Here is a 24747-nt window from a genome sequence, read left to right on the forward strand (position 1 = left end):
AACGTTCACGGCAGTCCGTCGGCCGTCGCCCCGGGCGGTCGAGCCCCGGGGCGACGGCGGTGAACCTCAGCTCTCGGACGAGGCCGCCCGCCGCTTGACCAGCCACCAGGCTCCGCCGCCCAGGACGAGCAGGACGGCGACGATCACACCGGCCAGGACGCCGGAGGACATGCCCTCGTCCTCGTCGGCGGCCGTGTCACTGGCGGCCGGCGTGGCGTCCGACTCCGTTGCGGTGGGGGAGGCGGAGGCGGAGGGGGATGCGGCGGCCGTGGTGGGCACCGTGCTCTGGGTCGCTGTCGGGCTCGGAGCGACCGACTTGGCTCCCGGCGCCGCGGCCTTCAACTCCAGGACCGGGGCGGGCTGTTCGGGCTCCTTGCCGCCGGTGGGCAGTTCGATCCAGCGGGAGATCTCCCCGTCGCTGTAGGTGTCGATGGTCTTGAACGCGAGCTCCTTCGCATCCGGCAGCTGCCGGACCTTGATCGTGTGCTCGGCGTCGACCCCGGTTTTGATCGCCGGCCCGCCGACGGTGTAGCCGTCTTCGGTGGCCGTCAGCTTCCAGCCCTTGGGGGCCTCGCCGAGGGTGACGTCGGTGGGGGCTATGCCTGCCGGGAGGACGACTCGCACCTCCTTGAAGCCTGCGGAGGCGGACTCGGCCTCGCAGACGAAGGTCAGGGTGACGTTCTCCGCCAGGGCCTGAGGATTGTCGGCCTCGACCTCCGCGTGCGCCGCGGCCGGTGTGGCCAGGGCGAGCGTCGCCGTCAGCGCGACGGCGCCGGCCACTACGAAACGACGGCCGGCACGCGCCGTCGGGCGGGCGAAAGCAGAAACAAAGGACACAGGGGAACTCCTTGCTGATACGGGAGAATCCGGCCCCGCGCCCGTCGGGGCGGCCGGGACCGGTGAAGGACCGGAGGGTGCTCCCGCCGCGGTGGCCCCCTGCGAACCACCGCGTACTCCAGTACTTCTTCCCATGCCCGAGCCGCCACCGCGAAGAAGGCGCCGGTCCGCCCGGCGGGCAGCCCGAGCAGTGCCCGCTCCGGATCGGCGACCGCCCGCGGCAACGCCTGGGCGAGGGCGGCCACCGCCGCCCTGGCAAGCGTGTGCAGCGTGCCGAGCGCCGCCGTCATCCCCGCGTCCGCCCGGTGCAGCAGCCACGCGACCGCCAGCGCGGCGAGCGTGTGCACGGCCGTCATCGCCGCTCCCGCGTGATGCCAGGAGTGACCGTCCCCGGCGGCGGACGCCATGTGCCCGGCGTGCATCGCGTGCTGCGGCATCGTCATCGAGGCAGCGCCGTCCGTGTAGGACAGAGCGAGGTGCAGAGCCCCCTGTGTCGCCAGGGTGCAGGCGATGGTGGCGACCGGCGCGTAGCGGCGCCGCGCGAGCGGCCAGACCGCCGCGAACTGCGCCACGATCAACACGGCCACCAGCCGCCAGGGCACTGTGCCGTCGGCGACCGCGTGGTGCCCGAAGGTCGCGAGCACGGTGCCGAGCACGGCGAACAGACCGGCCCGCGTACACGCTCCCGCGTGGCTGGCCCGGCCTGCTCCGGTACGTCTCTCGTGCCCGGTCACATGATCAGGTGACACGACTGCCATCTTCGCCTACCGGCCGTTCGCCGTGTGCCACACGGCCGAGTTCTCATCCCCCACCTCGTCGTATACGTCGTGGTGGGCGGGGCCGTTCACAGTTCGCCGAGGAGTCCGGCGGCCCGGCCGGATTCGCGCTGCACCTGGCACCGGCGTACACCCTCACCTACGACCAGAGGGGCTGTGGTCGGGCCTCGTCCGTCAGCTTGCCCTTGCGCAGGGTGAGGACGCGATCGGACGGGCCCACCGTGCCCGCAGAACGGGTACCGGACCTGTTCGAGCCGTTCCGGGGACTCGCCCAGGACCGCGTCGGCGCCACCGGCCACGGGCTGGGCCTCGCCATCGTCCGCTCCATCGCCGAGGCCCACGGAACCGAGGCGACGGCCGAACCCGGCAGCCCGGGAGGCCTCACCGTCACCGTCCGCTTTCCCTGATCGACTCCTCTCCTGTGGGCGGGTCGGACGCACCTACCACCGGCCCGCCCACTGCTCAGGTTCTCCTGCCGGGAATCGGTCGTCGGGTCAGGGGAGCTTGATCAGCGTGTAGTCGTCGCAGTAGCCGGCCGCGGAGCCGGAGTTCTTGTAGCAGTAGGTCGCGGCCGAGGTGGTGGCGGCGCCGGTGGTGAAGAAGACGGGCTGCTGTGCGTAGGACGTCGTCGAGTTCCGCAGATACGTTTCTGTTCCGCCGAAGCTCTTGACGCCGACCGCCACCTCCTCACCGGCGGTGGCCGCCTTGCTCCAGGCGGCGAGCAGATAGCCGCCGCTGGAGGTGAGGCCGCTGACCGTCTGGATCGCGCCGCTGGAGCTGACTCCGGTCTGCAGGGCGTACGTACCGGTGCGGGCGTTCGAGGCGACGACACCGGACGCCGTCCCGGTGCTCTGGGTCCACGGAGTCAGGGCGCCGCTCTCGAAGCCCGGGTTGGTGACCGCGTTGGCGGCGGAGGCCAGGGGCTCGACCGCGAGGTCGTCGCAGTAGCCTGCCCCGCTGCCGCCGCTGTTCTTCCAGCAGTAGACCGTGGCCGAGGTGTTGGCGGAGCCGGTGGTGAAGAGGACCGCCGCCTGGGTGTACGACGTGGTGGCGATGTTGGTGTAGGTCTCCGTGCCGCCGAAGCCCTTGACGCCGATGGCGAGGGTTTCACCCGCGTTCGCCACCTTGGCCCAACCGGTCAGCAGATACGTGGTGTTGGGGCTGAGGACGGTCAGTGACTGGTTGGCGCCGCTGCCGCTCGCCGCGGTGGTCAGCGCGTAGCCGCCGGTGCGGGCGTTCGTGTTCGGCACGGAGGACGAGGCGCCGCCGGCCTGGGTCCAAGGGCTCAACGCCCCCGTCTCGAAGCCCGCGTTGGAGAGCAGATTGCCGCCGACGCCGTTGTAGGCCCCGATGTTGGGCGCGGCCGTGGCGGAGACCGTGTTGCCGAAGGCGTCCTTGCCGCCGTTGCCGCTGATGACCGCGCCGGCCCGGATCACCGGGGAGGACGGGTGGACCTGGTAGGCGTTCTTGCCGGTGTACGAGGAGGAGGTGGCCGCGTTGCCGGGGTTGCGGAACTGGGGGTCGGTCACGACCTTCGCCGAGTCGGTGGGCTCGGAGGACGGGTGGTTGCCGTAGAAGAGGTTGTTGGAGTACACGGAGCCGGAGCTGGTGGTGAAGTAGCCGCCGGTGCCGTAGTTGAAGACCGCGTTGTTGCGGAAGGAGAGGGTGCCGGTGACGCTCGATCCCCTGCGCGAGTACAGGATCGGGGTGTTCAGGCCGCTCTGGTTGACGTAGATGCTGTTGTTGTAGATGAGCGGGACGGCGACCGAACTGCCGCTCTGGTTGGGGATGTTGCCAACGAAGTGGAAGACGCCCGTGCCATGGGTCGGGGTGCCGGCGGCGGGGCAGCCCGCGTTGGTGCCGTCGTTCTCGCTGATGTTGTAGCGGATCACCGTGCCGTCGCTCGGGACGGTCGACGTGGGCTCGCCCGCGATGGTGAAGGGCGGCATCACCAGCATGAAGCCGCCGAGGTTCTGGTGGCTGTAGTTGTACTGGAACGTGGTGTTGTGGTTGCCCCAGTCGACGTCGTAGCCGGTGCCGTCGGCGCCGTTGACATGGCAGTACACCTCGTTGTTCTGCACGACGGTGTCGGTGCTGCCGGACATCCAGATGCCGGCCGAGGCGCCGTTGCAGTACTGGCCCGACGGCGGGCAGGTGTTCTTCGCGCCGCCGTAGCCCGCCTTGTTGCCGTCGATGAGGGCGCCGTCGTTCTTCACGACGAGGATGTCGTCGGCGCCGTCGTAGGTCATGGTGTTGTTGCGGATGACCGTGCCGGTGGTCAGGCCGGTGCCCTGGCCGTCGGCGTCGGGGGTCACGGCCACCGCGATGCGGTCGACATGGTCGAAGGTGTTGTTCTCGACCACCACGTCGTCCCAGGTGGAGACGGGGGTGGTGTGGTCGGTCTGGACGCCGACGCCCGCGTTGGTGGCGTACCAGCCGCCCGACCAACCGCTGATGTGGTGGATGCTCATGTCGTGCACCCGGATGTGGTGCAGGACGCCGCCGGAGCTGTTCTCGGCGAGGACGCCGGAGCGGTAGGCGGGCGAGGACGCCGCGTTGGTGAGGTCCAGGCCGCCGATCTCCCAGTACTGCTGGTTCAGCAGGTGGATGACGGGGCCGGTGGCGCCGTTGGCGTCGATGACGGGCTTGGCGCCGGTGCCGTACGAGCCCATGGTGACGGGGCTGCCGGAGGCGCCCGAGCCGCCGGGGGTGAGCTGGCCGGTGCAGGTGGTGCCGGCGGCGAAGAGGATGCTGTCCCCGGCGGTGAAGGACGTGCTGTTGACGCTGCCGACCGAGTTCCAGGGGCTGGCCTGGGTGCCGCTGCCGTTGGAGGCGGCCGAGCAGTTGACGTAGTGGGCGGTACCCGCGGCCAGGGCGGTGTGGGCCGGCAGGAGCAGGGCTCCCGCCAGGGTGGCGAGCAGGGTGAGGATGCGGGATGCCCGGACGCCCGGGCGGTCCGTTCTGCGACGCTTCATCGCGACGTTCCTTGCTGGGTGAAGGTGTCCTGCGCGCCGCGGGCCGCGACGCGGATCTTCCTGCACCGGGCGGCTGCCGAAGCGGATCGCCCGGAGTCTGTGGCGGGGCCGCGGGCCGCACCGCGGGGCCTGACCGCGGTCGTCTCACCGCGGCGGGAGCGCCGCCAGGTCGGGTGTCTCGAGGACGGAGGCGTGCCGCATGCCCGGCGGCAGCGTCAGGGCGACGGACTCCCAGTCCACGCCGTCCTTGCTGCGGACCGCTCCGTACCGCCCCTCCAGGTAGTGGTCGAAGATCATGACCAGCTCGTCTCCGCGGCGGAAGATCGACGGGCCTTCCACCACCGAGGGGGTGACCGGTCCCGTCGAGGCGGCGTACGGGCCGCCGGGGGTCTCGAAGGTGGTCAGGTGGAGGTCCTTGTGCGCGGTGGCGAGGTCGTTGGTGCCGCGCTCGTCCTTGTAGGCCATGAGGAATCCGCCGCCGTCCAGCTCTCGCACGGTGGCGTCGATGACCGAGTGGCCGGGGTCGAAGAAGAGGGCGGATTCCGAGTACGTTCTGAAGTCCTCGGTGGTGCAGTGCCAGATGCGGTGGTTCTGGCCGACGTGCTCGTAGTCGCGGCCCTCGGCGCTGCTGCCGGGCTCGACGACCGAGGACCAGAGCAGGTGGTACAGGCCGGTGCGGCGGTCCGGGAAGAACTCCGGCGCCCAGGCGTTGTGGGCGCCCGCCACCTCGGCCATGACCGGGACGAGTTCCTGGTCCGACCAGGTGAGCAGGTCGGCCGAGGTGGCGTGGACGATGTAGGGGCTCGTCCAGCCGTCGGTGGCCAGCAGATGGAACAGGCCGTCGGGGCCGATCCCGATGAACGGGTCCCGGAGTCGGCCGGTGCCGACCGTGCCGCGCAGCACGGGCCGGCCGCCGTTCACGGTCACGAAGTCGTGGCCGTCGTGGCTGTAGCCCAGGTGGAGCGCCTCGTCGGCGTCGGTGAAGTAGGAGACCACATACATCGGTGGAGGGTCCTTCCGGGACATCGGGGTGCGTCGGGGCAGGGGGCGTCGCCCTCGGACGGTGGGGTCGTCGGGTGCGGAGGGGGCTGCGGACCGGCGAGGTCAGGACTTGACGGCGCCGGCGGACAGACCGGCGACCACCTGGCGCTGGAAGAAGGCGAAGATGACCAGCAGCGGCAGGACGCCGAGCAGGGCGGCCGGGAAGAGGGTGGTCGGCTGCACGGTGTGCGGGTCGATGAAGGAGTACGCGTTGACCATGACGGTCCGCTTGCCGGGGTCCTGCAGGAACACCAGCGGGACCAGCAGGTCGTTCCAGATCTGCAGGGCGACGAAGGTCAGCAGCGTGCTGGTGACCGGGCGCAGCAGCGGCAGGATGATCGTGAAGAACGTCCGGAAGGCGCCGCAGCCGTCGATCGATGCCGCCTCCTCCAGGTCCGCCGGGATCGTGCGGATGAAGCTGGTGTAGAAGAACACGGCGACCGGCAGGTTGAGGGCCGTGTAGATGAGGACGACGCCCGCGTAGGTGTCCAGCAGGCCGAGGTCGCGCATCAGCAGATACAGCGGCGCCACCACGACGAACACCGGCACGGACGTGCCCAGGATGAACAGCCGGTACACCGCGGTGGACCAGTGCTGGGTGATCCGGGCGAGCGGATAGGCGGCGAGCGAGCCGATCGCGGTGATGGCCACGCACGAAAGGCCGGTGATGAGCAGGGTGTTGAGGGTGCTGGGCCCGTAGTGGATCTGGCCGAAGGCGTCGGCGAAGTTCTTCAGGGTCAGCGAGTGCGGGATGCCCAGCGGGGAGCGGGCGACATCGGCGGCGGTGCGCAGCGAGGTGACGACCGTGAAGAGGAACGGCAGGACGAACAGCAGCGTGCACAGGCACAGCAGCACGGTGCCGAGACCGCCGGTCAGTCGGCGCCGTCGGCCGAGGGGAGCCTTGGCCGTCCTACGACTGTCGGGGTGCCGGTCGGCGGGCCGGGGGCCGGACACCGGCGGGCCGTCCGGTGCGATGGTGTCTGAAGTCGCGGTGTCTGAAGTCATGGTGATGATCCGTCAGCTTCCGTTTCCGTCGGGTTCCATCAGATGCGTCGCTCACGGAGCCGGAGCAGGGACGAGGTCGCGCTGGACAGGACGACCACGGTCACCAGAAGGACGACCGACAGCGCGACGCCGTAGGCGAACTTCCCGCCGCCGAAGACGTTCCGGTAGACCAGCAGGGTCAGGGTGTCGGTGGCTCCGGCGGGGCCGCCGTTGGTCAGCACGAGGGGGAACTCGAAGACCTTCAGGGAGCCGATGAGGCTCAGGGTCACGTTGACGGTGAGCGCGGGGGCGAGCATCGGCCATTCGATGCTGACGAAGCGCCGCCAGCCGCCGGCCCCGTCCAGTGCGGCCGCCTCCAGGAGCTCGGTCGGCAGGTTCATATAGCCGGCGAGGAAGATCGCGCAGGAGTAGCCGGTGAACATCCAGATGTTGACCGCGGCCACCGAGTACAGGGCGGTCGAAGTGTCGCCGAGCCAGACGTGGTTGAGGCCGTGCAGGCCGACCAGGTCCAGCAGGGCGTTGATGCCGCCTTCGGGGGCGAACAGGTACGACCAGATGAAGGCGGCCATCACCGGGGAGATCAACGTCGGCGTGAGAAGTACGACGCTGAGCGCCCGGCGGACCTTGGGGCGGCGGAACAGCATGCTCGCGAAGAGCAGACCGAGGCCGTTCTGCGCCACCACCACGACGACCGCGTAGAGCACGGTGTGCCACAGGGCGGCGGTGACGGCCGGGTCGTCGGCCATGGTCCGGTACTGCTGGGCGCCGACGAAGTTCGCGATCGGGCCGCCCAGGCTGTCGGTCATGCTCAGATAGACGCCGCGGGCCAGCGGATACAGCATGAACAGGCCGTACACGACGATCGCTGGAAGCAGGAAGGCGGCCATCGTGGCGCGCCGTCGATGGAACACGGGGATCCTCCTCTTGCCCGGGACTGCCGTGGCGGGGGCGGGCGGCACCGCCGACCTCGCCCCCGCCACGGCCGACCAGGGGGCGGGGTTACTTGGCGGACGCCGCGGTCTGGATGTCCTTGAGCGTCTGCGCGGCGGATTCCGTGCCCAGCAGATAGGCCTGGATCTTCGAGCCGATCGCCGTCTCGGCGGTGGCGCCGTACCAGGAGTCGGACGGCAGGATCCGGTAGCGGCCGTCCTTGAACGCGGTGGTGAAGGCCGTCGTCTCGGTGCTCTCCGGCGTCGTGCCGCCGGTGAACGGCGACTCCGCGTGCTCGGCGTCGAGGTACTGGGCGAGGTTCGCGCTCTGCGACCAGAAGTCGACGTAACTGCGTGCCGCGTCACCCTGCTGGGACTGGGAGTTGACGGCCCACATGGTGCCGGAGAACAGCATCCCGTTGGGCTTGGTGCCCTGGCCGCCGCCGGGCCAGGGTGCGAAGGAGACGGGGAAGCCGGCCTTCTTGACGTTGGAGACCTGCCAGGCGCCCTGGTACCAGAAGGCGCTCTTGCCGGCGCTGAAGTCCTGCGAGCCCTGGGACCACTCGTCGATGCCGAGCTGGTTCTTCCAGTTGACGTACCCCTTGTCCTCCAGGGTCTTCAACTGGGTGAGGGGATCGGACCAGTCGGGGTCGAAGGAGGCCTTGCCGGCCAGGAAGTCGGCGTCCCACTGCTTGTTCTTCTGGTAGACGCTGGTCGATCCGGCGGCCTGGAAGACCGAGCTGCCGGTCCAGCCGGACTTGTCGGGCAGTGCGATGGGGTTGATGCCGGCCTTCTTGACCTTGGCGAGGTCGGCGAGGAACGTCGGCCAGTCGGCGGGGACCTCGGTGACGCCCGCCTTCTTCAGCAGGTCCATGTTGGCGTACAGGCCGATGCCGATCAGCTCCATCGGCATGGCGAGGGTCTTGCCGTCGGACTGGGCGAAGGGCTTGGCGTCCGGGGCTATCTTGCTCGCCCACGACTCCTTGGAGAGGTCGGCGAGGTAGCCGGAGGCGCCCCACTTCTTCATCTTGTCCGTGTCGACCATGATGACGTCGCCGGCCTTGCCGCCGAGCAGTTCCGGCTGGAGCTTCTGCAGGTAGGTGTCGTTCGCGGTGATGTACTCGAAGTCGACCTTGATCTTGGGGTGGGCCTTCTCGAAGGCCTTGTTGATCTCCGCGACGTTGGCCGGCTCGGCGCCGCCGCCCTTCCATGCCTGCACATGGATGGTCACCGTGCCGTCACTGGAGGCGCCGGACGACCCGCCTCCGCACGCGGCCAGCGACACCGCCATGGCGGCGACCGTGGTGGCGACCGCGAGACGTCTCCCAGAGCGCTTCATTGCACACCTCACCCGTCGGTACGGACCGACTTGTCATGTCTGAAGGGGTTTTTGAGTCGATCAGCCTGTGCCGTGTGGGTGCAGCGCTGATACGTGTGGAAAAGGGCCGGTCGCCCCGAGTTGCGGCGAACGGTGCCTGCCGTTGGCCGGGACTGTAACGCAAAACTTAGCCGACATCTATACGTAACTTTCCGTGGCCGACCCGCCTGGCGCGAGGGGTCGTATCTTCCGGGCTTTCCGTGCAAGCCCGTCACGTCCACCCTGTTCGCGGGGCCGAACCGTGCTCTCGCTGGAGGTTCCGTTGACCCGTGTGCAACTTATCGTTAAAGTTTTCCTGAGTATGTGGCTGGCGCGACGAAGACCAGGCTCTAAAGTCTGCGCGTGCCGGGTGGCCGAGATCGGGCAGAAGGAGTTCGGGTGGCAGGGCGGGTGACCATCGCGCAGGTGGCCGAGGAGGCCGGCGTCTCCGCGATGACCGTGTCCAACGTCGTCAACGGCAAGCCGGGAGCCTCCGAGGAGACCCGACGCCGCGTCATGGAGGTGGCCGGGAAACTCGGCTACCGGCCGAACGTCTCGGCCCGCAACCTCAAGAACGGCCGCAGCGGGCTCATCGGACTCATCGCCCTGGATCTGACCAGCCAGTACGGCCTGGAGATCCTCCGCGGCGTCGCCGACGAGCTGGCCAGTGCCGAGCAGGAACTGCTCGTCAACGCCTCGTACCACGACGCGGTGCGCGAGAAGGACCGCATCGAGTTCCTGACCCGTGGCCTCGTCGACGGCGTACTGCTGATCGCCCCCGTACTGGAGGACGAGACGGTCGAGCTGCTGCGTCGGCAGAAGCTGCCCTGCGTCATCATCGACCCCCGCCGCCTGGCCGTACCGCTGCCCCGGCTGACCGTCGACAACTACCACGGGATGCGTCAGGGCACGCAGCACCTGCTCGACCTCGGCCACACCCGGATCGCCTACCTCCGCGGCGAGGAGGACCTCGAAAGCACGTCCATCCGCTTCCAGGGCTTCGAGGACGCGATGCGACTCGCCGGCCTGGAAGTCGACGAACGACTGGTCGCCTCGTGCGACTTCTCCTACGCCAGCGGCTTTCGCACCGCCACACGTCTGATCACCGAACACCGCCCCACCGCGATCGTCGCCGGCGCCGACCTGATGGCACTCGGCGCGGTCGACGCGGCCCGGTCCTGCGGCCTCGACGTACCCACCGACTTCTCCGTCGTCGGCTTCGACGACCTTCCGCAGGCGGCACAGAGTTTTCCAGGGCTCACCACCGTGCGTCAGCCGCTGCACGACATGGGGCAGAAAGCAGCCCGCGCGCTGCTGTCCCTCATCGAAGGGCAGAAGCTGCTCATGGAGCACATGGAGGTCGGCACCGAACTCGTGCTGCGCAACTCCACCGCCCCGCCGCCCGGCGACGCCGCGGCGTGACCCCGAACCCGGCCCCTGGGCGACGGTTGCCTCATCGGGCAGCTGCGGCTGCACTCCCGTAGGCAGCCGCATGCCTGTACCGGGCGGGCACGCTGAGGCAGTGTCAGAGTGAGAGAGGTCTGCCGATGGACGTTCCAGGGAGCTGAAAATGCCCGACCACGTACATGACCACGAGCACGACGACGACCACCAGCAAGCCGGCCACAGGCAGTCCCAGACCGACGACTCGCGGCTGTTCAAAGCGGCAGCCGCAGGCCGCCCCGATGTTCTGGGCCCGTCCGGCATGGGCACGCTGCAGCGTGCCGTCGGCAACAGTGCGGTGGGCGCCATGCTGCAGCGGGAGCAGGACGAGGAGTCCCCCGCGCCGCAGCGCTCACCCGTGCACGAAGTCGTCGGGTCCGGCTCCGGGCAGAGCCTCGGCGCCGACGTCCGCTCCGACATGGAGGACAAGCTCGGCGCGGACTTCTCCGACGTGCGGGTGCACACGGGCGACGCGGCGCACGAGTCCGCGAAGTCGGTCGGCGCGCACGCCTACACCGTCGGCAACAACGTCGTCTTCCAGCGCGATGCCTACGACCCGTCGTCCCATGCCGGGCGTACGACGCTCGCCCATGAGCTGACCCATGTGATGCAGCAGCGCAGCGGCCCGGTCGACGGGACCACGGCACCCGGTGGGATCCGGGTCAGCGACCCCTCGGACCGGTATGAGCGGGAGGCCAGCGCCAATGCCGACCGTGTCATGTCCGCCCCGACCCCGGCAGCACAGGCCACGGAGGGGGCGGTGGCCGCACCCGGGCCGTCCGCGATGGTCCAGCGGGAGTCCGAGGAGGAGGAACCCGCCGACGTACAGGGGCTGTTCGTCCAGCGGTCCGAGGAGGAGCAGCAGGAGGAGTCCGGCGAGGAATGACCGGCAGGGGCCCCCGGGCTCATGCCCGGGGGCCTGATCCAGCCGGCTCAACCCCGCTTGCCCGAACGCACGGTCAGGCCGCGGAGGGCGACGGGCTCGCGCTGGGCGCCCCCCGCAGCGTCCCGCCGACCAGCACCGACTCGTCGCACTGGGACGGCGTCGGACCGCCCACCGGCCGTCCCACCTCACTGCAGGTCACCGTCATGGTGATCCGTCCCCCGGCGGGCACCGCGATCGGGGTGACGAAGTGGTAGTCCTGGTCACGGAAGTTCTGCAGCGCCAGTGTCAGCAGAGTCCGGCTGCCGGCGGCGATGACGACGGTGCCGGAGTCGCCCTGCGGGTTCTGCACCACAAGGTCTGTCAGGTCGAACACCTGACCGGCCGGGACGCGGTACACCGTGTCGGCCGTCGAGCCGCCGCCCACCGAGTCCTTGACCCCGGTCTGAGCACTGCGCGGATCCACCGCACCTCCGCCCCCGCTTCCCCCGGTGCCGCTTCCGCTGCCCGATCCGCCCGAGCCCCCGCCGGTGCTTCCGGCATTCGATCCCGCCGCGGCGCCGGAGCTCGGTGAGCCACCGCCCGCCGCGTCCTGTCCGGTTCCGGAGGAGCCCGCCGACGCACCGGACGAGCCACCGCCGCTCGCCGCGCCGGACGCCCCGGGGCTGGGCGACAGCACGGCGGCCACCTGCTTCTGGGACTCCTCCCGCGCCGCCGACCGCACCACCGGGCGCAGCAGGGCGAACCACACGATGGCCAGGGCCGCCGCTGCGGCCACCACCGCCACAAGGGCGCGCGGCAGCCAGCGCGGCAGTATCGCGTCCTGCTGGTAGGTGCCGTCCAGAGCGACCGATTCGTGCGGCGCGTCGCCCGTGGGATTCGCCACCACCTGGAAGGGATGCACGACGGGAGCACCGCGCCACAGCCGCCGCGCCGGACGCGCGGTGAGCCGTGTCAGCTCGGCCGCACCCGGCGGCAGCTCGACGGTCTCCCGGGCGAAGCCCAGCCGCACCCGGGAACTGTCGCCCTGGGCCGCCAGCTGCACCGTCATCGGGATGTTGCCGCGGTTGTCGATGGCCACGTCCGTACGGCCGCGCCAGGCGCCGTCGAATCCGCGGGGCACGAGCTCCCCGGTGATCTCGGCGAACGGCAGGACCGTGACGACGCCCTCGGGGACCACCGCCGTGTCGGGGGCGCTGGTGGGCACCACCCGCACGCCGAACGGGAGGTCCCCGGCCGGCACATCCGGGCTTCGGGGCGGGCTCAATGCCAGAACCGCCGTGCCCGTACTGTCCGGATACAGCGAAAGGCTCGTTGGTTCGACGGTCGCCCAGGCCGCTGCCGGGCCCACGACCTCGAAGCGATACTCCTCCACCGTGCTGCCGGAGTTGCGTACCTGAAGGGGGACTTGGATCAGCCCACCAGGCTCGGCGGTCACAGCGGTCGTGTCCAGGCTCGCCGCAGTTGTCATGATCGGCACAATAAGGCCGGCGGTATCGGTCGGCAGGGGCCTGACAGGAAGACTTTCGGGAAGCTGAGGTGCCCATTGACGCCTTGTTGACTTTGCGTGGAGTCGCCTGCCGCATACTGCTCGACGCGCCGCGATGCGCTCGACCAGGGGGGAGACTGGTGTGGACCGGATAGTTGTGTGCCTGCGCGCAGATGACCCGATCTCCAGAGCGGGGGTCGCCACCCAACTGCGGCCTCGGCCGGAGATCCGGCTGCAGGAGGAGGGGGAGGAACCGGCCGCCGCAGTGGTGGTGGTCGTCGTCGACACCATAGACGAGGAGTCGCTGCGGACCCTGCGCCACATCCGGCGGACGACCGCCGCCCGGGTGGCGCTGGTCGCCACCCGCATCGACGATCAGCAACTGGTCGGCGCCGCCGAGTGCGGAGTGGCGGGCGTCCTGCGCCGGTCCGAGGCGACGCCGGAACGGCTGGTGCAGGTGATCAACGCCGTGGCCAGGGGAGAGGGAAGCGTTCCCGCGGACCTGCTGGGCCGCTTGCTGGAGCAGGTCGGCCAGTTGCAGAGCCAGGTCCTGGCGCCGCGCGGCCTGAACTTCAGCGGGCTCACCGACCGGGAGATCGAGGTCGTCCGACTCGTCGCCGAGGGGTACGACACCGGGGACATCGCCACCAAACTCGCGTACTCCGAACGGACCATCAAGAACATCCTGCACGACCTCGTCACCCGGCTGCACTTGCGCAACCGCTCGCACGTCGTCGCCTACGCGCTGCGGCAAGGGCTGATCTGAGGAAGCCGCGCCGCCTCGGCGGCGAAGGGAGAGACGGATTGCCCTGAAGGGCAGACCGCACTTCCCAAACGCGTGTCCCATGCGCCGCTCCGTCGAAGAGCGGCGCCGGGGACGGTTGGGCAGACGCCGATCGGGAGGGGAAGTCGTGCGGTTGTTCCGGCTGAGGGCGGGCCTGATGGCCTCGGTCCTCGCGCTCGGCGCGGTAGGGGCCGGCATCTCAGACACGACGCCGCAGGCCCGGGCGACGGCTTCGTCCTCCTCTTCGCCCTCCCCTTCCCCTTCGTCCTCCTCTCCGTCCACCCCGACGGCGGCGGTCCCGGAGGCGGCGGCCTCGACCTCCCCGGTCACGCCGTCACTGGTGGAGCAGTCCCTCAATCCCGGCGCCTCGATCACCGTCGCCAAACAGGTGCAGACCCCGGCGGTGCCGCCCAAGCCGGACGTGGTGCTGCTGGTGGACAACACGGGGAGCATGGGCAGCGTCATCACCAATGTGAAGAACAACCTGCCCACGATCGTCAACCAGGTCTTCGGCGTGCAGCCCGACTCCCGTTTCGCCGTCGCCAGTTTCGGCGACGTGGGCGGTGGAAGCCGGCTCTTCATGCTGCACCAGGCATTCACCGCCGACCGCGCCGCCATCCAGCGCGGCGTGAACGCCCTGACCGCCTCCGGCGGCGGCGACACGCCGGAGGACTGGGGGAACGCGCTCCACGAGGTGGCGACCGGAGCCGGCGGCCGGAACCCGTTCAGGGACGGCGCCAGCCCCATCGTCGTCCTGGTCGGTGACGCCCCCACCCACGACCCCAGCAACGGACGCCGGTTCGCCGACGTCGTCAAGACCCTCCAGAGCACCGGCGTCAAGGTCCTCGCCGTCGGCGTCGGCGGCAACGGACTCGACCAGACCGGCCAGGCCAGACAGGTCACCCAGGCCACCGGCGGCACGTACCTCCAGGGCATCAACGCGGGCGATGTGTCGAACGCCATCGTCCAGGGCCTGACGAACCTGCCCGTCGTCGTCAGCCACCGACTCGTCGACTGCAACCCCTCGCTGGGCGTCTCCCTCTCGCCGACGAGCGTCCAGGTGACCAGCGGCCAGACCGCCTCCTTCAGCGAGCGGATCACGGTGGCCCCGGACGCGCCGCAGGGCTCCACACTGTCCTGCACGGTCCAGTTCCTCCTCGGCCCGACCGCCGAACCGGCCTACCGGGAACAGATCCGCATCACCGTCAAGGACGTGACCGCCCCGGTGGTGACCGTCGACGACCGCACGGTGGAAGCCACCGGCCCGGACGGCGCGGTCATCGACTACCCGGCCAGCGCGCGCGACAACGTCGACGGCGCCGTCCCGGTGTCGTGCCTGCCGTCCTCCGGGACGCGCTTCCCGCTCGGGAAGACGACCGTCACCTGCACGGCGACCGACAAGGCCGGCAACACCGGCCGCGACACGGCCGTGTTCACCGTCGTCGACACCACCGCGCCGGTGGTGAGCGTCGACGACCGCACCGCCGAGGCGACCGGTCCCGACGGCGCCGTGATCACGTATCCGGCCACGGCCACGGACATCGTGGACGGCGACGTCAAGACGGTGTGCGAGCCGCCCTCCGGCTCGACGTTCCCCATCGGTAAGACCACCGTCACCTGCACGGCGACCGACGCCGCCGGCAACACCGGCCGCGACACGGCCGAGTTCACGGTGACCGACTCGACCGGCCCCCTGGTCACCGTCGAGGACACCACCGCGGAGGCCACCGGCCCCACAGGCGCGGTCGTGGAGTACCCCGCCTCGGCGCAGGACACGGTCGACGGGACGGTGCCGGTCACCTGTGAGCCGCCGTCGGGCTCGGTGTTCCCGATCGGCGCGACGACCGTGACCTGCACGGCGACGGACTCCCGCGAGAACACCGGCAAGGACACCGCCGTCGTCACCGTCGTCGACACCACCCCGCCCGTCGTCACCGTCGACGACCTGACGGTGGAGGCCACCGGTCCCGCCGGCGCGGCCGTCGAGTACACCGCCACCGCGGTCGACATCGTGGACGGCCCGACGACCGTCACCTGCACACCGCCCCCCGGCTCCACCTTCCCGGTCGGCAAGACCACCGTCACCTGCACGTCGACGGACGCACACGAGAACACCGGCACCGACACCGCCGAGATCACGGTCGTCGACACGACCGCGCCCGTGGTCACCGTGGACGACCGCACCGAGCCGGCCACCGGGCCCGACGGCGCCGTGATCGAGTACACCGCCACCGCCCAGGACCTCGTCGACGGACCCCTGGCCGTCACCTGCACGCCCCTGACCGGTTCCACCTTCCCGCTCGGCGAGACCATCGTGACCTGCACCGCGACCGACGCCGCCGGCAACACCGGCACCGACACCGCCGTCTTCACCGTCGTCGACGACGGCCTGCCCGTCGTCCAGGTGGACGACCGGACCGTGCGGTCCCTCAGCCCGGACGGCGTCCCCGTCGCGTACACCGCCACCGCCCAGGACGTGGTCGACGGCACCCTGCCCACCACCTGCACCCCGCCCTCCGGGTCGAACTTCCCGCTCGGGAAGACGACCGTCACCTGCACGGCGACCGACAAGGCCGGCAACACCGGCCGCGACACCGCCGTCGTGACCGTCGTCCTGATCCCGCCCGTGCCGGTCGCGCCCTCCGCCGATGTCGCCGTGACCGCCGCCGTCAACCCGCAGCCCGCCTTCACCGGCGGCACCGTCACGGCGACGTTCACCCTCACCAACGCCGGACCGGACCCCGCCGCGAACATCGTCCTGACCCCCGGGATACCCGGTCCCGTCACCATGGTGAGCCTCCAGGACCGCTGCACCGCCCGCCTCCCCTGCACCCTGGCGGCCGGCGCCCGGATCCAGGTCACCACCCGGCTCTCTTACGACAAGGCCGTCAGCGGCACCCTCACCGGCCGGGTCGTCGGCACGCCGACCGACCCGCGCGTCGCCAACAACACCGACACGCGCCCGCTCCGCGTCCTCAAGCCCGTGCTGACCGCCGGGCCCGCCGTCGCCCGGCTCGGCGACGTCGTCCTCGCCGAGGGCCGCGACTTCCCGGCCGGCACCGTCGTACAACTGAAGTGGAGCCAGGGCATCACCGCGGCGACGGTCCCGGTACGGGTGGGCGCCGACGGAACGTTCCGCACCCAGGTCCTCGTCCTGCGCAAGGACCGGACCGGACCACGGCTGCTCAACGCCACAGGACCCGGATACGACCCGGTCACCGGCCCACAGGTCCTCGTCGTGCCCCGCAGCCTCCAGCCACCCGACTTCATCGGCCGCGGATGAGAACGCCGGAGGAGGAACCGTGATCCACGAGGTGGACGACGCACTGCGCGCCCTCGTCCGGAACGACGCCCTGAGCGGCACACAGGTCAGCGTCATGTTCGACGCACCCACCCGCGAGTGGGCGGCCAAGGTCAACGCCCCCACCGTCAACCTCTACCTCTACGACATCCGGGAGGACATGCGCCGCCGCTCCCGCGGCCTGTCCAACGAGTACGACGAGCGCGGCACCGTCATCGCCCGGCACCGCCCGCCCCGGTACTTCAAGCTGTCCTACCTGATCACCGCCTGGACCCGGCGCCCCGAGGACGAACACCGCCTGCTGTCGTCCCTGCTGCTGTGCCTGCTGAGCAGCGACGCCATGCCCACCGAGCACATGACCGGCTCACTGGCCGGGCTTCCGTTGTCGGTGCCGATGACCATCGCGCTGCCGCCCCCCGAGGACCGGGCGTTCGCGGACGTGTGGAGCGCGCTCGGCGGCGAGCTGAAGCCCTCCCTCGACCTCGTCATCAGCCTCCCCCTCGTCGGCACCGGGGTCGCTCCGGCGGCGCCGCCGGTCACCGAGGAGGGCGGCCTGCGGCTCGGGATGGAGGACACCCGGCGCACCGGCCAGGGCCCCACCGGAGCGCGGGAAGCCGACGCTGCGGACGACCCGGCGGCGCGTCGCCCGCGGCCGGCGCGGGTCCGGCGCGTCCGCGAATGAGCACGGGCCGCCGAGCGCCCCGGTGGTCAGGACCCCCGGGGGGATCCGGCGCGGGCTCGGGACGGCGTGCCCCGGCGGCGGCGCGGCCCGGCTGACCCCGAGCGCCGTCGGCGCCGGCCAAGTGCCGCACGCGGTGCCGTGCCGAGACGCGGCACGGCCCCGCGCCCCCTGACGGACGTGGGGGACCGCGCGGCCGACCACGCACGACCCGCGGCACCCCACCCGGCGCACCCACCGAGCGGAGCGAGGAGCATCCCATCGCCGAGAACCCCAGCCTTCGCCACCTGCTGGACCGGGTGGTCCTCGTCGAGGAACGCGTACGCCGCGCCGTCGCCGCCCGCAGGGAGACCGACCCCAACCCCGACGACGCCTTCCGGGGCCTCTACCTCACCGACGACGCCGTCGACCGCCTCCTGAACACGCCGCCCCGGCCCGCCGCCCCCGACCGCACGGACACCGACCGGCACGCCGAGGCCGAGACGCGCGCCGACACCGCCGACCCGCCCACCAGCCTGCGCCGCCTGGCGGCCGGCCTCGCCCTGACCGACCTCGACGTCGAGATCCTGCTCATCGCCCTTCTGCCCGATCTCGACGCCCGGTTCGAAGCGTTCTACGGCTATCTCAACGACGACGTCACCCGGCGCCGCCCGTCCATCGGCCTGGCTCTGGCGCTGTGCGGACTGTCCCCGGCGGACGCCTCCGCCCGCGCCCGCCTCGGCGCCACCGCGCCCCTGCTCTCCGGCGGTCTGCTGCTGATCGACGACCCGGACCGCCCGTTCCTCGGGCGCGCCCTGCGCGTACCGGACCGCATCACCGCGCACCTGCTCGGCGACGACACCCCCGACCCCCGGGTCGTCGACCTGCTGACCCCGGCCCCGCCCGTGCCCGGCGTCGGCGACGCCGCCCCGCTGGCCCGAGCCCTCGCGGCCGAGGTTCCCCTGGCCTACCTGCGCGAGGACCAGGGCGGCGCCGGCCCGGCCCTCGCCGCGACCGCTCTCGCCCTGGCCGGACGCCCCGCCCTCGCCCTGGACCTGGCCCGACTCACCCGCGACCCGGCCCCCGTGGACGCCGTGCGCACCGCCGTGCGCGAGGCCCGGCTGACCGGCGCCGGTCTGGTCTGCGCCCCGGTCGACGCCCTGGACCGGGACCGCGAACGGGCCGCGCTGCTACGGCAGTTGACGGACACCCCGGTCCCCGTCGTCCTCGTCGGCCGCATACCGTGGGACGCCGCCTGGTCCACCCGTCCGCCCCTGCTGCTGCGCGCCCCGCGCGTCGAGCCGACCGTACGAGCCGAGCTGTGGCAGGCCGCGTACGGCACCTCCGCGCCCGCCGCCCTCGACATCCCGAACCTCCTGGCCCCCTTCCTCCTCACCCCCGAACAGATCACCCGGGCAGCCCGAAGCGCCGCCCAGAACGCGCTCCTGGACGACGCCGAACTGCGCCCCGATCACGTACGCCGCGGCGCCCGCGCCCAGAACTCCGCCGGTCTCGACCTCCTCGCCCGCCGCATCGAACCCGCCGTCGGCTGGGACGACCTCGTCCTCCCTCCTGACACCCTCGCCCAGCTCCGCGAACTCACCGCTCGCGCCCGCCACCGCGACCGTGTCCTCGGCGAATGGGGGATGCGCCCCGGCGGCGCCCGCGGCCGGGGCGTCGTCGCCCTGTTCGCGGGCGACTCCGGCACCGGCAAGACCATGTCCGCCGAGGTCATCGCCGCCGACCTCGGCCTCGACCTCTACACCGTCGACCTTTCGACCGTGATCGACAAATACGTCGGCGAGACGGAGAAGAACCTCGAGCGCATCTTCTCCGAAGCGGCCGGGGTGAACGGCGTCCTCCTCTTCGACGAGGCCGACGCGATCTTCGGCAAACGCTCCGAGGTCAAGGACGCCCACGACCGCTACGCCAACGTCGAGAGCGCCTACCTCCTCCAGCGCATGGAGTCCTTCGACGGCCTGGCCATCCTCGCCACCAACCTCCGCGCCAACCTCGACGACGCCTTCACCCGCCGCCTCGACCTCGTCGTCGACTTCCCCGTCCCCGACCCCGAGCAGCGCCTCGCTCTCTGGGACCGCTGCCTGGCCCCCCTCCTCCCCGGCACAGGCGACCTCGACCTCCCCTTCTGCGCCACCTCCTTCGAACTCGCCGGCGGCAACATCCGCTCCATCGCCGTCACAGCCGCCTACCTCACCGCCGAGGCCGGCTCACCGCTGACCATGCGACAGCTGATCCACGCCGTCCAACGCGAATACCAAAAACTGGGCCGACTGACGCTGGCCAGCGAATTCGGCCAGTACATGGACCTGCTCGTCGCGTGACCGGATGGGGGACAAGCGCTGGCGCACTCACGGCTCACCAGTGATGGGGTAAGGCACCGAGCGCACCCGCCACATTGCCGTGGCCGCGACGCCGGTGGGAGGGCAGTCCCAGGGGCAGCAGGTCCCAGGACTGCCGTTGGAGGACGTGAACCAGGGCCGGATGCCATCCAACGACAGACACGCTGGGAACCGCCGTGGCTGGCTGCATTCCGCTGGGTTTCGGCGGCTCGGCGAGGTGTTCCGACGTCTGGGTCGCCTGGCCGGGGACCCGGCGCTCCCTGAACGCCCCCGGCCTGAACCGGTCCCGGACAGGCTCGCCGACCGCCTGATCCACACCACCGGCAGGGCCTGGCTGCCGCCTCGTTCCGCTCGACGGCCTGGCACCCCGGCACCTGGCACGACGACCCGTGACGTATGAGCAGTTCCACACACCCTGGACCGTGTGGCCGACGTGGAAGAGCCGGCTGATCAGCTCCTGACCCGCTTCGGCGTGCACCACTGGTCTCCGGTGAAGCTGTGCGCCGCAGGACCAAGCCGCAACTCCTGCTCCGGTCTCGCCGATTGGCGGGCTGAGAGTTCGCTCCACCGACACCGGCCCCCTGGAACACAACCTGCACCCGGCCAGAAAGTGCTCTACCGGCACGGAATGCGCAAGCGCGCAGTCTCTGATCTGTGTCGGTTTCTATATCAGGACAACCTCGAGCTTCTTGGTTGCCTGTAGCGCGCCGATTTGTGAGTGGTGGGCGAGTTGCCAGCTGATCAGTAGACGAATCGATTGTTCGAGGGTATCTGTGATTTTCTCTGCGTCGCGGCGGAGTGAGCTTTTGATGTGCTCATTGGTGGTGGCATCCTGAAGCTGCTGGAAAGAGCGGAAAAGGAGTGCTGCAATGTCTGGCTCAAGAACCCCCTGTGGATTTTCCCTCAGTAGCCAGGCGAGTCTGTGCTCGATCGAACCCAGGTGAGGCATGGTGAATAGATGTACCCGTTGGTCTGATTCGATGGTATCGCGCAGTGCAACGAAGAGGAGGTTCAACCTCTGCAGCTCTTGGTCCTCCGGATGCCTTGGATCGATCCATAGATTTTCACCTAGGATGGTCTCGGTCACTTCGCCGAAATTTCCAACGCGCTTTCTGGCCAATGCGCGGTCGCGATACTGCAGCAGTATTCCCTCGAGATCCCGCAGCAGTCCAGCTGTCACATTCGGCGCGAATTCGCAGTCCCAATTTGCTGTCGGCTCGCCATCGAGTGTGATCGACATATCTTGGAAAGCGTGACGTACGGTGGGCCAAATCTTTTCGGACAACTTGATGCGAAAAATAAATCTGCCTTCGCCGTCGAAGAGTTGGACTTCCATTGCTCACGCTCGCGGTTTCATTCGGACCTTGACGATCTGGGTATTGGGAGGCGGGTTGAATATGTCTGCCAGCTCCTCGACATCCACCTGCAGGTCGACGTCGCCATAGATCTCCCGGGCTCGCTTGTATGTCCAGGTTTCCTTTACTGCCTCTGCGGGTGGCAGCTTGTTTTTTCTCGCTTCTATGTACTTTACCAAGTTGGTGGACATGGCGGGGCGTCCCAACTGGTCTGACTTGTACCAGTCGAAGGTGAACCACTCGCCGGCGACCGCCTTGTGCTGAGTGCGGAAATGATCAGCTGAGATCTTGAACAACTGAGTGCCAACGCCGCGGATTCCTGCCTTTTCGATGCTGGGAGTCACGTAGAAGTCGAGCGCCAAGGACGGTACGGGAGTGTCTCCGTTGATGTCCATGGGCTTTACGTACGCAGACCCTATAGAGCCACCCGATTTTCCTGCCCTCTGCACCCCTTCCACCTTCGCTGTCTGCTCGATGTGGAGGCCGAAGTAGTGCATCCGCAGTTCCTGGCCGGCCATATTCTTGTCGATGCGGTAGCCGTTGACCAGTTTCTTGCTGACTATCGATTTGAATACGAATATGTTCTTCTTGCTGGGGTTTGTGCGAAATGTATTCAGTACGGCTTGCACTACTGCTTCGTTCTGTATCAAACTTCGGGCGTCAGCGAGTAGCTGCTTGCGGTCGTCCGCAGACGTTTTTCCGTCGTCGATCAGGCGAACCTCCTCGTCGCCTGCATCGCTATTGTCGACTGTCTGCTTTGGGCTGTCTATTCCAGGGCTATTGACGGCTCGAAAATGAATTTCGGTCTTGGTGTCTTGGGTGCGGTCGATGATGAGTGTGAGGGTGCGTAGGGTGTATTTTTGGCGGATTCCGGGAAGTTCCTTCTTGATCTCCTCGACGGTTGCGCCGGGCTTGACCAGTGACATCGCTTCCCCCAGTGCAGCCGTCGAGCTGTTCTTTGGTGTTCCGGCTGATGTCCGAGGGTCATTCTTTGCGGGAGATTTCCCTTTTACCTTGCCCCACAGCTTCTTCGCGGCCTTCGCGATGAAGTCCACGATCTTGTCGATCGCCTTGCTGACCGGCTTGGCGACCGCGTGGAAGACCTCCTTGACCTTGTTGGCCAGGTTGCCGACGCCCAGCAGGGCGGCCAGGAAGCCGATGAGGACGGGGATGGAGGCGACCAGGGCGCCCTCGATGAGGGCGGGGACGCCGGCCTGGCCGCCGCCGGCGATGGCGATGACCGCGTCCAGCACCGAGTTGACGAACTGCATGATCTGGGCGCCCTGGGTCACCACGAACGTGACGATGTCGATGATGCCCTTGACCGCGCGGATGAAGGCCGACGCCGGGTTGAGGAGGGACACGATCCAGGTGATGCCGGCGACGATGACGGTGGGGATCAGATAGGCGGTCAGCTTCTGCAGGATCGTGGACTTCAGGTCGCCCACCGAGGCCTTGATGTGTTCGACCGCGCCTGCCGGGCCCTCCTTCTGCAGGGCCTGCGCGACGGGCACGGACTGTTCGGCCGCGGTGACCGCCTGGTCGGGGACGCCCTTGCGGGTGATGCGGGCACGGATGTTGGCCCAGGTCAGCCCCAGCATGCCGCCGATGAGCTGGATGATGCCCTTGAGGTCGAACTTGGCGGGCAGGGCCAGCCCCGCGCTGACGGCGGTGCCCAACAGCCAGGAGATCAGGCCCTTCTTGAGGTGCTCGGTGATGTTGCCGATGAACTGGTGAAGGCCGGCGGCGACGGCGGTGACCAGGTTGCGGAGGAACCCGATGGGGTCCTTGATGATGTTCATCACCGCGGTCGCGGCCTTCGCCAGGACACCGAGCAGCATGTTCTTCAGCTCGATGATGGTCTGGATGACACCGACGACGGCGTCCTTGGCCTTGGCGATGAGGCCCTTGTTCTCGTCCTGGAGCTTCTTGATCTCGTCGTCGACCGCGTTCACGGCCTGGGTGTACTTCTGCGCGAGGTCCTGGACGAGCTGGTCCGATTTCGCGTTGACGTCGGCTTCCAGTCCGTCGAACTTCTCCGTGAAGTCCTTGGCCGCGTCCTGGCCGAACTTCTTCAGATCGGCGGGCAGTCGGTCGACTTCGGCCTTGAGTTCGGCACGGCCCTTGGCGATACGGTCCTTGGCCCTGCCGAGCTCGGTGCCGATGACATCGGCGATGGACGAGATGACCTGCTGCATCTGCGCGACGTAGAGCTTGCGTGATTCCTGGAAGAGCTGGTTGGCCTCCTCCGGCATGCCCGCGAACTTGTCCTTGACCCACTTGAGCTTGCCGGTCCAGCCGGAGTACCGCTTGTCCTTGTAGGCGTCCATCCGGCGCTTGTGGTCGGCCGTGAACGCGTCCCGCGCGGCCTTCTCGCCCGTGGTGAACTTCTCGTCGACCAGCTTGTCCAGACCCGACAGCGTGCTTTCCACATCGGTCTTGGTGGTGTCGAAGACCTTCTGCAGACGGGCGGTGACCTCCGCGCGCTTGCGTTCGTCGGCGGACTTGGCGGCGCCCTTGCCGCCGTCGACCTGCTTGCCGGTGGCGGTCCGGGCGGCGGCCAGACCGGTCATCGCCTGGGCGCCGGTGGCCGCCGCGCCCTGCTTGGCGGCGGCGAGCTGCTTGGCCTCGGCGCCGCGGGCCGCGCCGGGGGCGGCGGCGGAGTGCTGCTCGCCCTCCTTCTTCGCGGCCAAGGCGTCGGTGAACTGGGGCTCGTTGCCCTTGGCGAGCTGGTCCTCGGTGACCTCGGCCTCGGCCATCTGCTGGTCGACCTGCTGCGGACCGCCGGAGAAGTCGGTGACCGCGTCCGGTTGCGTGGCGGGGACCGCACCCGCCGGGTTCGGGGCGCCGGGGGCGGGCGGGGGAGTGTCGGGGGTGAGCGGGGTGACCGGCTTGTCCTGGGCCTTGGACAGGTCCGGTCCCGCCTTCGTGGCGGTGTCGATCTCCTTGGCCGAGGCGGCCTTGCCCTGGCTGACCTGGCCACTGACCTGGCCCTTGACCGCCTCCGCCTTGCCGGACCCGGAGAAGTTGTCGGCCTCGTCGAGGTTCTTCGGAGCCTGCGCGGCGATGGCCTGGTTGACGGCGGCGATGAACCCGGCCTTGTCGAACACGCCGGGCTTGGCGGCGTTCATCTTCTCGGCCTGCGCGGCTTTGCCCTGGGCCTGCTTGTCGTCCGGCGGGGCGACGGCGGCGTTCTGTGCGGCCTTCGACTCCGTCGCGGCGGGAGCGTGCCGGGAGGCCGCGGTCTTCTTGACCCGCACCTCGGACTTCAGGTTCTGGAAGGCGGGCGACGCGGACGGCGGCGTCTTGACCGGCGGAGCCGGGGCGTCCGCGGCAGGCGCACCCGCCGCCTGGCGCTGCACGACCAGCCGGGCCACCGCCGCGTTCCCCGCCCCTGCCTGCAGCAGACGCAACTGCTGCGGGGTGAGGCCCGCTGGAGGGGCGCTCTCCGGCCCCGAGGCCGCGAGGGGCGAGGTCGGTTCCTCGACCGTGGCCCGGGCCTGGGCAGGGGCCGCCTGGTGGGCCGGTGCCGCGCTGGTCCTCGCGCTGGTCTT

At 69.8% G+C, this 24747-nt stretch carries 17 protein-coding genes; 7 read left to right on the forward strand and 10 right to left on the reverse strand.

The window, feature by feature from the left end:
* Positions 1–66: 66 nt before the first annotated feature.
* On the reverse strand, positions 67–780 hold the full coding sequence (locus tag ABZ725_RS07780; protein WP_358801839.1) for a DUF1775 domain-containing protein: 714 nt from the start codon (positions 778–780) through the stop codon (positions 67–69).
* On the reverse strand, positions 780–1571 hold the full coding sequence (locus ABZ725_RS07785; protein WP_358801840.1) for a hypothetical protein: 792 nt from the start codon (positions 1569–1571) through the stop codon (positions 780–782). Before ABZ725_RS07785 ends, ABZ725_RS07780 begins: the two co-directional genes overlap by 1 nt.
* Before the next feature lie 236 nt (positions 1572–1807).
* On the opposite strand from ABZ725_RS07785, the gene ABZ725_RS07790 reads away from it, so the two are divergent.
* Positions 1808–2020, forward strand: a complete 213-nt coding sequence (locus tag ABZ725_RS07790) for an ATP-binding protein (protein WP_358801841.1) — start codon at positions 1808–1810, stop codon at positions 2018–2020.
* An 87-nt stretch (positions 2021–2107) separates the two neighbouring features.
* Here ABZ725_RS07790 and ABZ725_RS07795 read toward each other — a convergent pair whose 3' ends face one another.
* The 5 genes from ABZ725_RS07795 to ABZ725_RS07815 all read right to left on the reverse strand — a co-directional run bounded on the left by ABZ725_RS07795 (position 2108) and on the right by ABZ725_RS07815 (position 8902).
* Positions 2108–4588 carry a carbohydrate binding domain-containing protein gene (locus ABZ725_RS07795; protein ID WP_358801842.1) on the reverse strand — a complete coding sequence of 827 codons (2481 nt, stop codon included), beginning with the start codon at positions 4586–4588 and terminating at the stop codon, positions 2108–2110.
* 144 nt (positions 4589–4732) lie between these two features.
* Entirely contained in the window at positions 4733–5590 is an 858-nt protein-coding gene (locus tag ABZ725_RS07800; RefSeq protein WP_358801843.1) for a glycoside hydrolase family 43 protein, read from the reverse strand.
* A gap of 102 nt (positions 5591–5692) precedes the next feature.
* Positions 5693–6634, reverse strand: coding sequence for a carbohydrate ABC transporter permease (locus ABZ725_RS07805; protein ID WP_358801844.1), 942 nt, complete (start codon positions 6632–6634; stop codon positions 5693–5695).
* A gap of 38 nt (positions 6635–6672) precedes the next feature.
* The gene (locus ABZ725_RS07810; protein WP_358801845.1) at positions 6673–7545 is read right to left on the reverse strand and encodes a sugar ABC transporter permease; all 873 of its coding nucleotides are present in this window, start codon (positions 7543–7545) and stop codon (positions 6673–6675) included.
* Positions 7546–7633: 88 nt separating this feature from the next.
* Positions 7634–8902 carry an ABC transporter substrate-binding protein gene (locus ABZ725_RS07815; protein WP_358801846.1) on the reverse strand — a complete coding sequence of 423 codons (1269 nt, stop codon included), beginning with the start codon at positions 8900–8902 and terminating at the stop codon, positions 7634–7636.
* 417 nt (positions 8903–9319) lie between these two features.
* Here ABZ725_RS07815 and ABZ725_RS07820 point away from each other — a divergent pair, with 417 nt between their 5' ends.
* Positions 9320–10342, forward strand: a complete 1023-nt coding sequence (locus tag ABZ725_RS07820) for a LacI family DNA-binding transcriptional regulator (RefSeq protein ID WP_358801847.1) — start codon at positions 9320–9322, stop codon at positions 10340–10342.
* 148 nt (positions 10343–10490) lie between these two features.
* A complete protein-coding gene (locus tag ABZ725_RS07825) occupies positions 10491–11249 on the forward strand; it encodes a DUF4157 domain-containing protein (protein ID WP_358801848.1) in 759 nt (252 codons plus the stop codon).
* 73 nt (positions 11250–11322) lie between these two features.
* On the opposite strand, the gene ABZ725_RS07830 is transcribed toward ABZ725_RS07825, so the two are convergent.
* Complete coding sequence (locus ABZ725_RS07830; protein WP_358801849.1) at positions 11323–12717, reverse strand: hypothetical protein; 1395 nt, start codon at positions 12715–12717, stop codon at positions 11323–11325.
* 160 nt (positions 12718–12877) lie between these two features.
* Here ABZ725_RS07830 and ABZ725_RS07835 point away from each other — a divergent pair, with 160 nt between their 5' ends.
* The 4 genes from ABZ725_RS07835 to ABZ725_RS07850 all read left to right on the forward strand — a co-directional run bounded on the left by ABZ725_RS07835 (position 12878) and on the right by ABZ725_RS07850 (position 19820).
* Entirely contained in the window at positions 12878–13501 is a 624-nt protein-coding gene (locus tag ABZ725_RS07835) for a response regulator transcription factor (RefSeq protein ID WP_351917938.1), read from the forward strand.
* 145 nt (positions 13502–13646) lie between these two features.
* A complete protein-coding gene (locus tag ABZ725_RS07840; RefSeq protein WP_358801850.1) occupies positions 13647–16802 on the forward strand; it encodes an HYR domain-containing protein in 3156 nt (1051 codons plus the stop codon).
* 19 nt (positions 16803–16821) lie between these two features.
* A complete protein-coding gene (locus ABZ725_RS07845; RefSeq protein ID WP_351917942.1) occupies positions 16822–17502 on the forward strand; it encodes a DUF4255 domain-containing protein in 681 nt (226 codons plus the stop codon).
* 296 nt (positions 17503–17798) lie between these two features.
* Positions 17799–19820, forward strand: a complete 2022-nt coding sequence (locus ABZ725_RS07850; RefSeq protein ID WP_358801851.1) for an ATP-binding protein — start codon at positions 17799–17801, stop codon at positions 19818–19820.
* A 682-nt stretch (positions 19821–20502) separates the two neighbouring features.
* Here the strand turns inward: ABZ725_RS07850 and ABZ725_RS07855 are convergent.
* Positions 20503–21174 (reverse strand): hypothetical protein, encoded by a 672-nt coding sequence (locus ABZ725_RS07855; RefSeq protein WP_358801852.1) that lies wholly within the window; start codon positions 21172–21174, stop codon positions 20503–20505.
* Positions 21175–21177: 3 nt separating this feature from the next.
* Positions 21178–24606: a hypothetical protein gene (locus ABZ725_RS07860; protein ID WP_358801853.1), complete on the reverse strand. Its 3429-nt coding sequence runs from the start codon at positions 24604–24606 to the stop codon at positions 21178–21180.
* Between the last annotated feature and the right edge of the window lie 141 nt (positions 24607–24747).

Source organism: Streptomyces sp. NPDC006872 (genome assembly GCF_040635845.1).
GTDB lineage: Bacteria > Actinomycetota > Actinomycetes > Streptomycetales > Streptomycetaceae > Streptomyces.

What these genes read in the sequence shown, in the direction of transcription:
- ABZ725_RS07795 (WP_358801842.1), bottom strand. Translation starts at nt 4,588, where the DNA reads ATGAAGCGTCGCAGAACGGACCGCCCGGGCGTCCGGGCATCCCGCATC.
- ABZ725_RS07800 (WP_358801843.1), bottom strand. Translation starts at nt 5,590, where the DNA reads ATGTATGTGGTCTCCTACTTCACCGACGCCGACGAGGCGCTCCACCTG.
- ABZ725_RS07805 (WP_358801844.1), bottom strand. Translation starts at nt 6,634, where the DNA reads ATGACTTCAGACACCGCGACTTCAGACACCATCGCACCGGACGGCCCG.
- ABZ725_RS07815 (WP_358801846.1), bottom strand. Translation starts at nt 8,902, where the DNA reads ATGAAGCGCTCTGGGAGACGTCTCGCGGTCGCCACCACGGTCGCCGCC.
- ABZ725_RS07825 (WP_358801848.1), top strand. Translation starts at nt 10,491, where the DNA reads ATGCCCGACCACGTACATGACCACGAGCACGACGACGACCACCAGCAA.
- ABZ725_RS07830 (WP_358801849.1), bottom strand. Translation starts at nt 12,717, where the DNA reads ATGACAACTGCGGCGAGCCTGGACACGACCGCTGTGACCGCCGAGCCT.
- ABZ725_RS07855 (WP_358801852.1), bottom strand. Translation starts at nt 21,174, where the DNA reads ATGGAAGTCCAACTCTTCGACGGCGAAGGCAGATTTATTTTTCGCATC.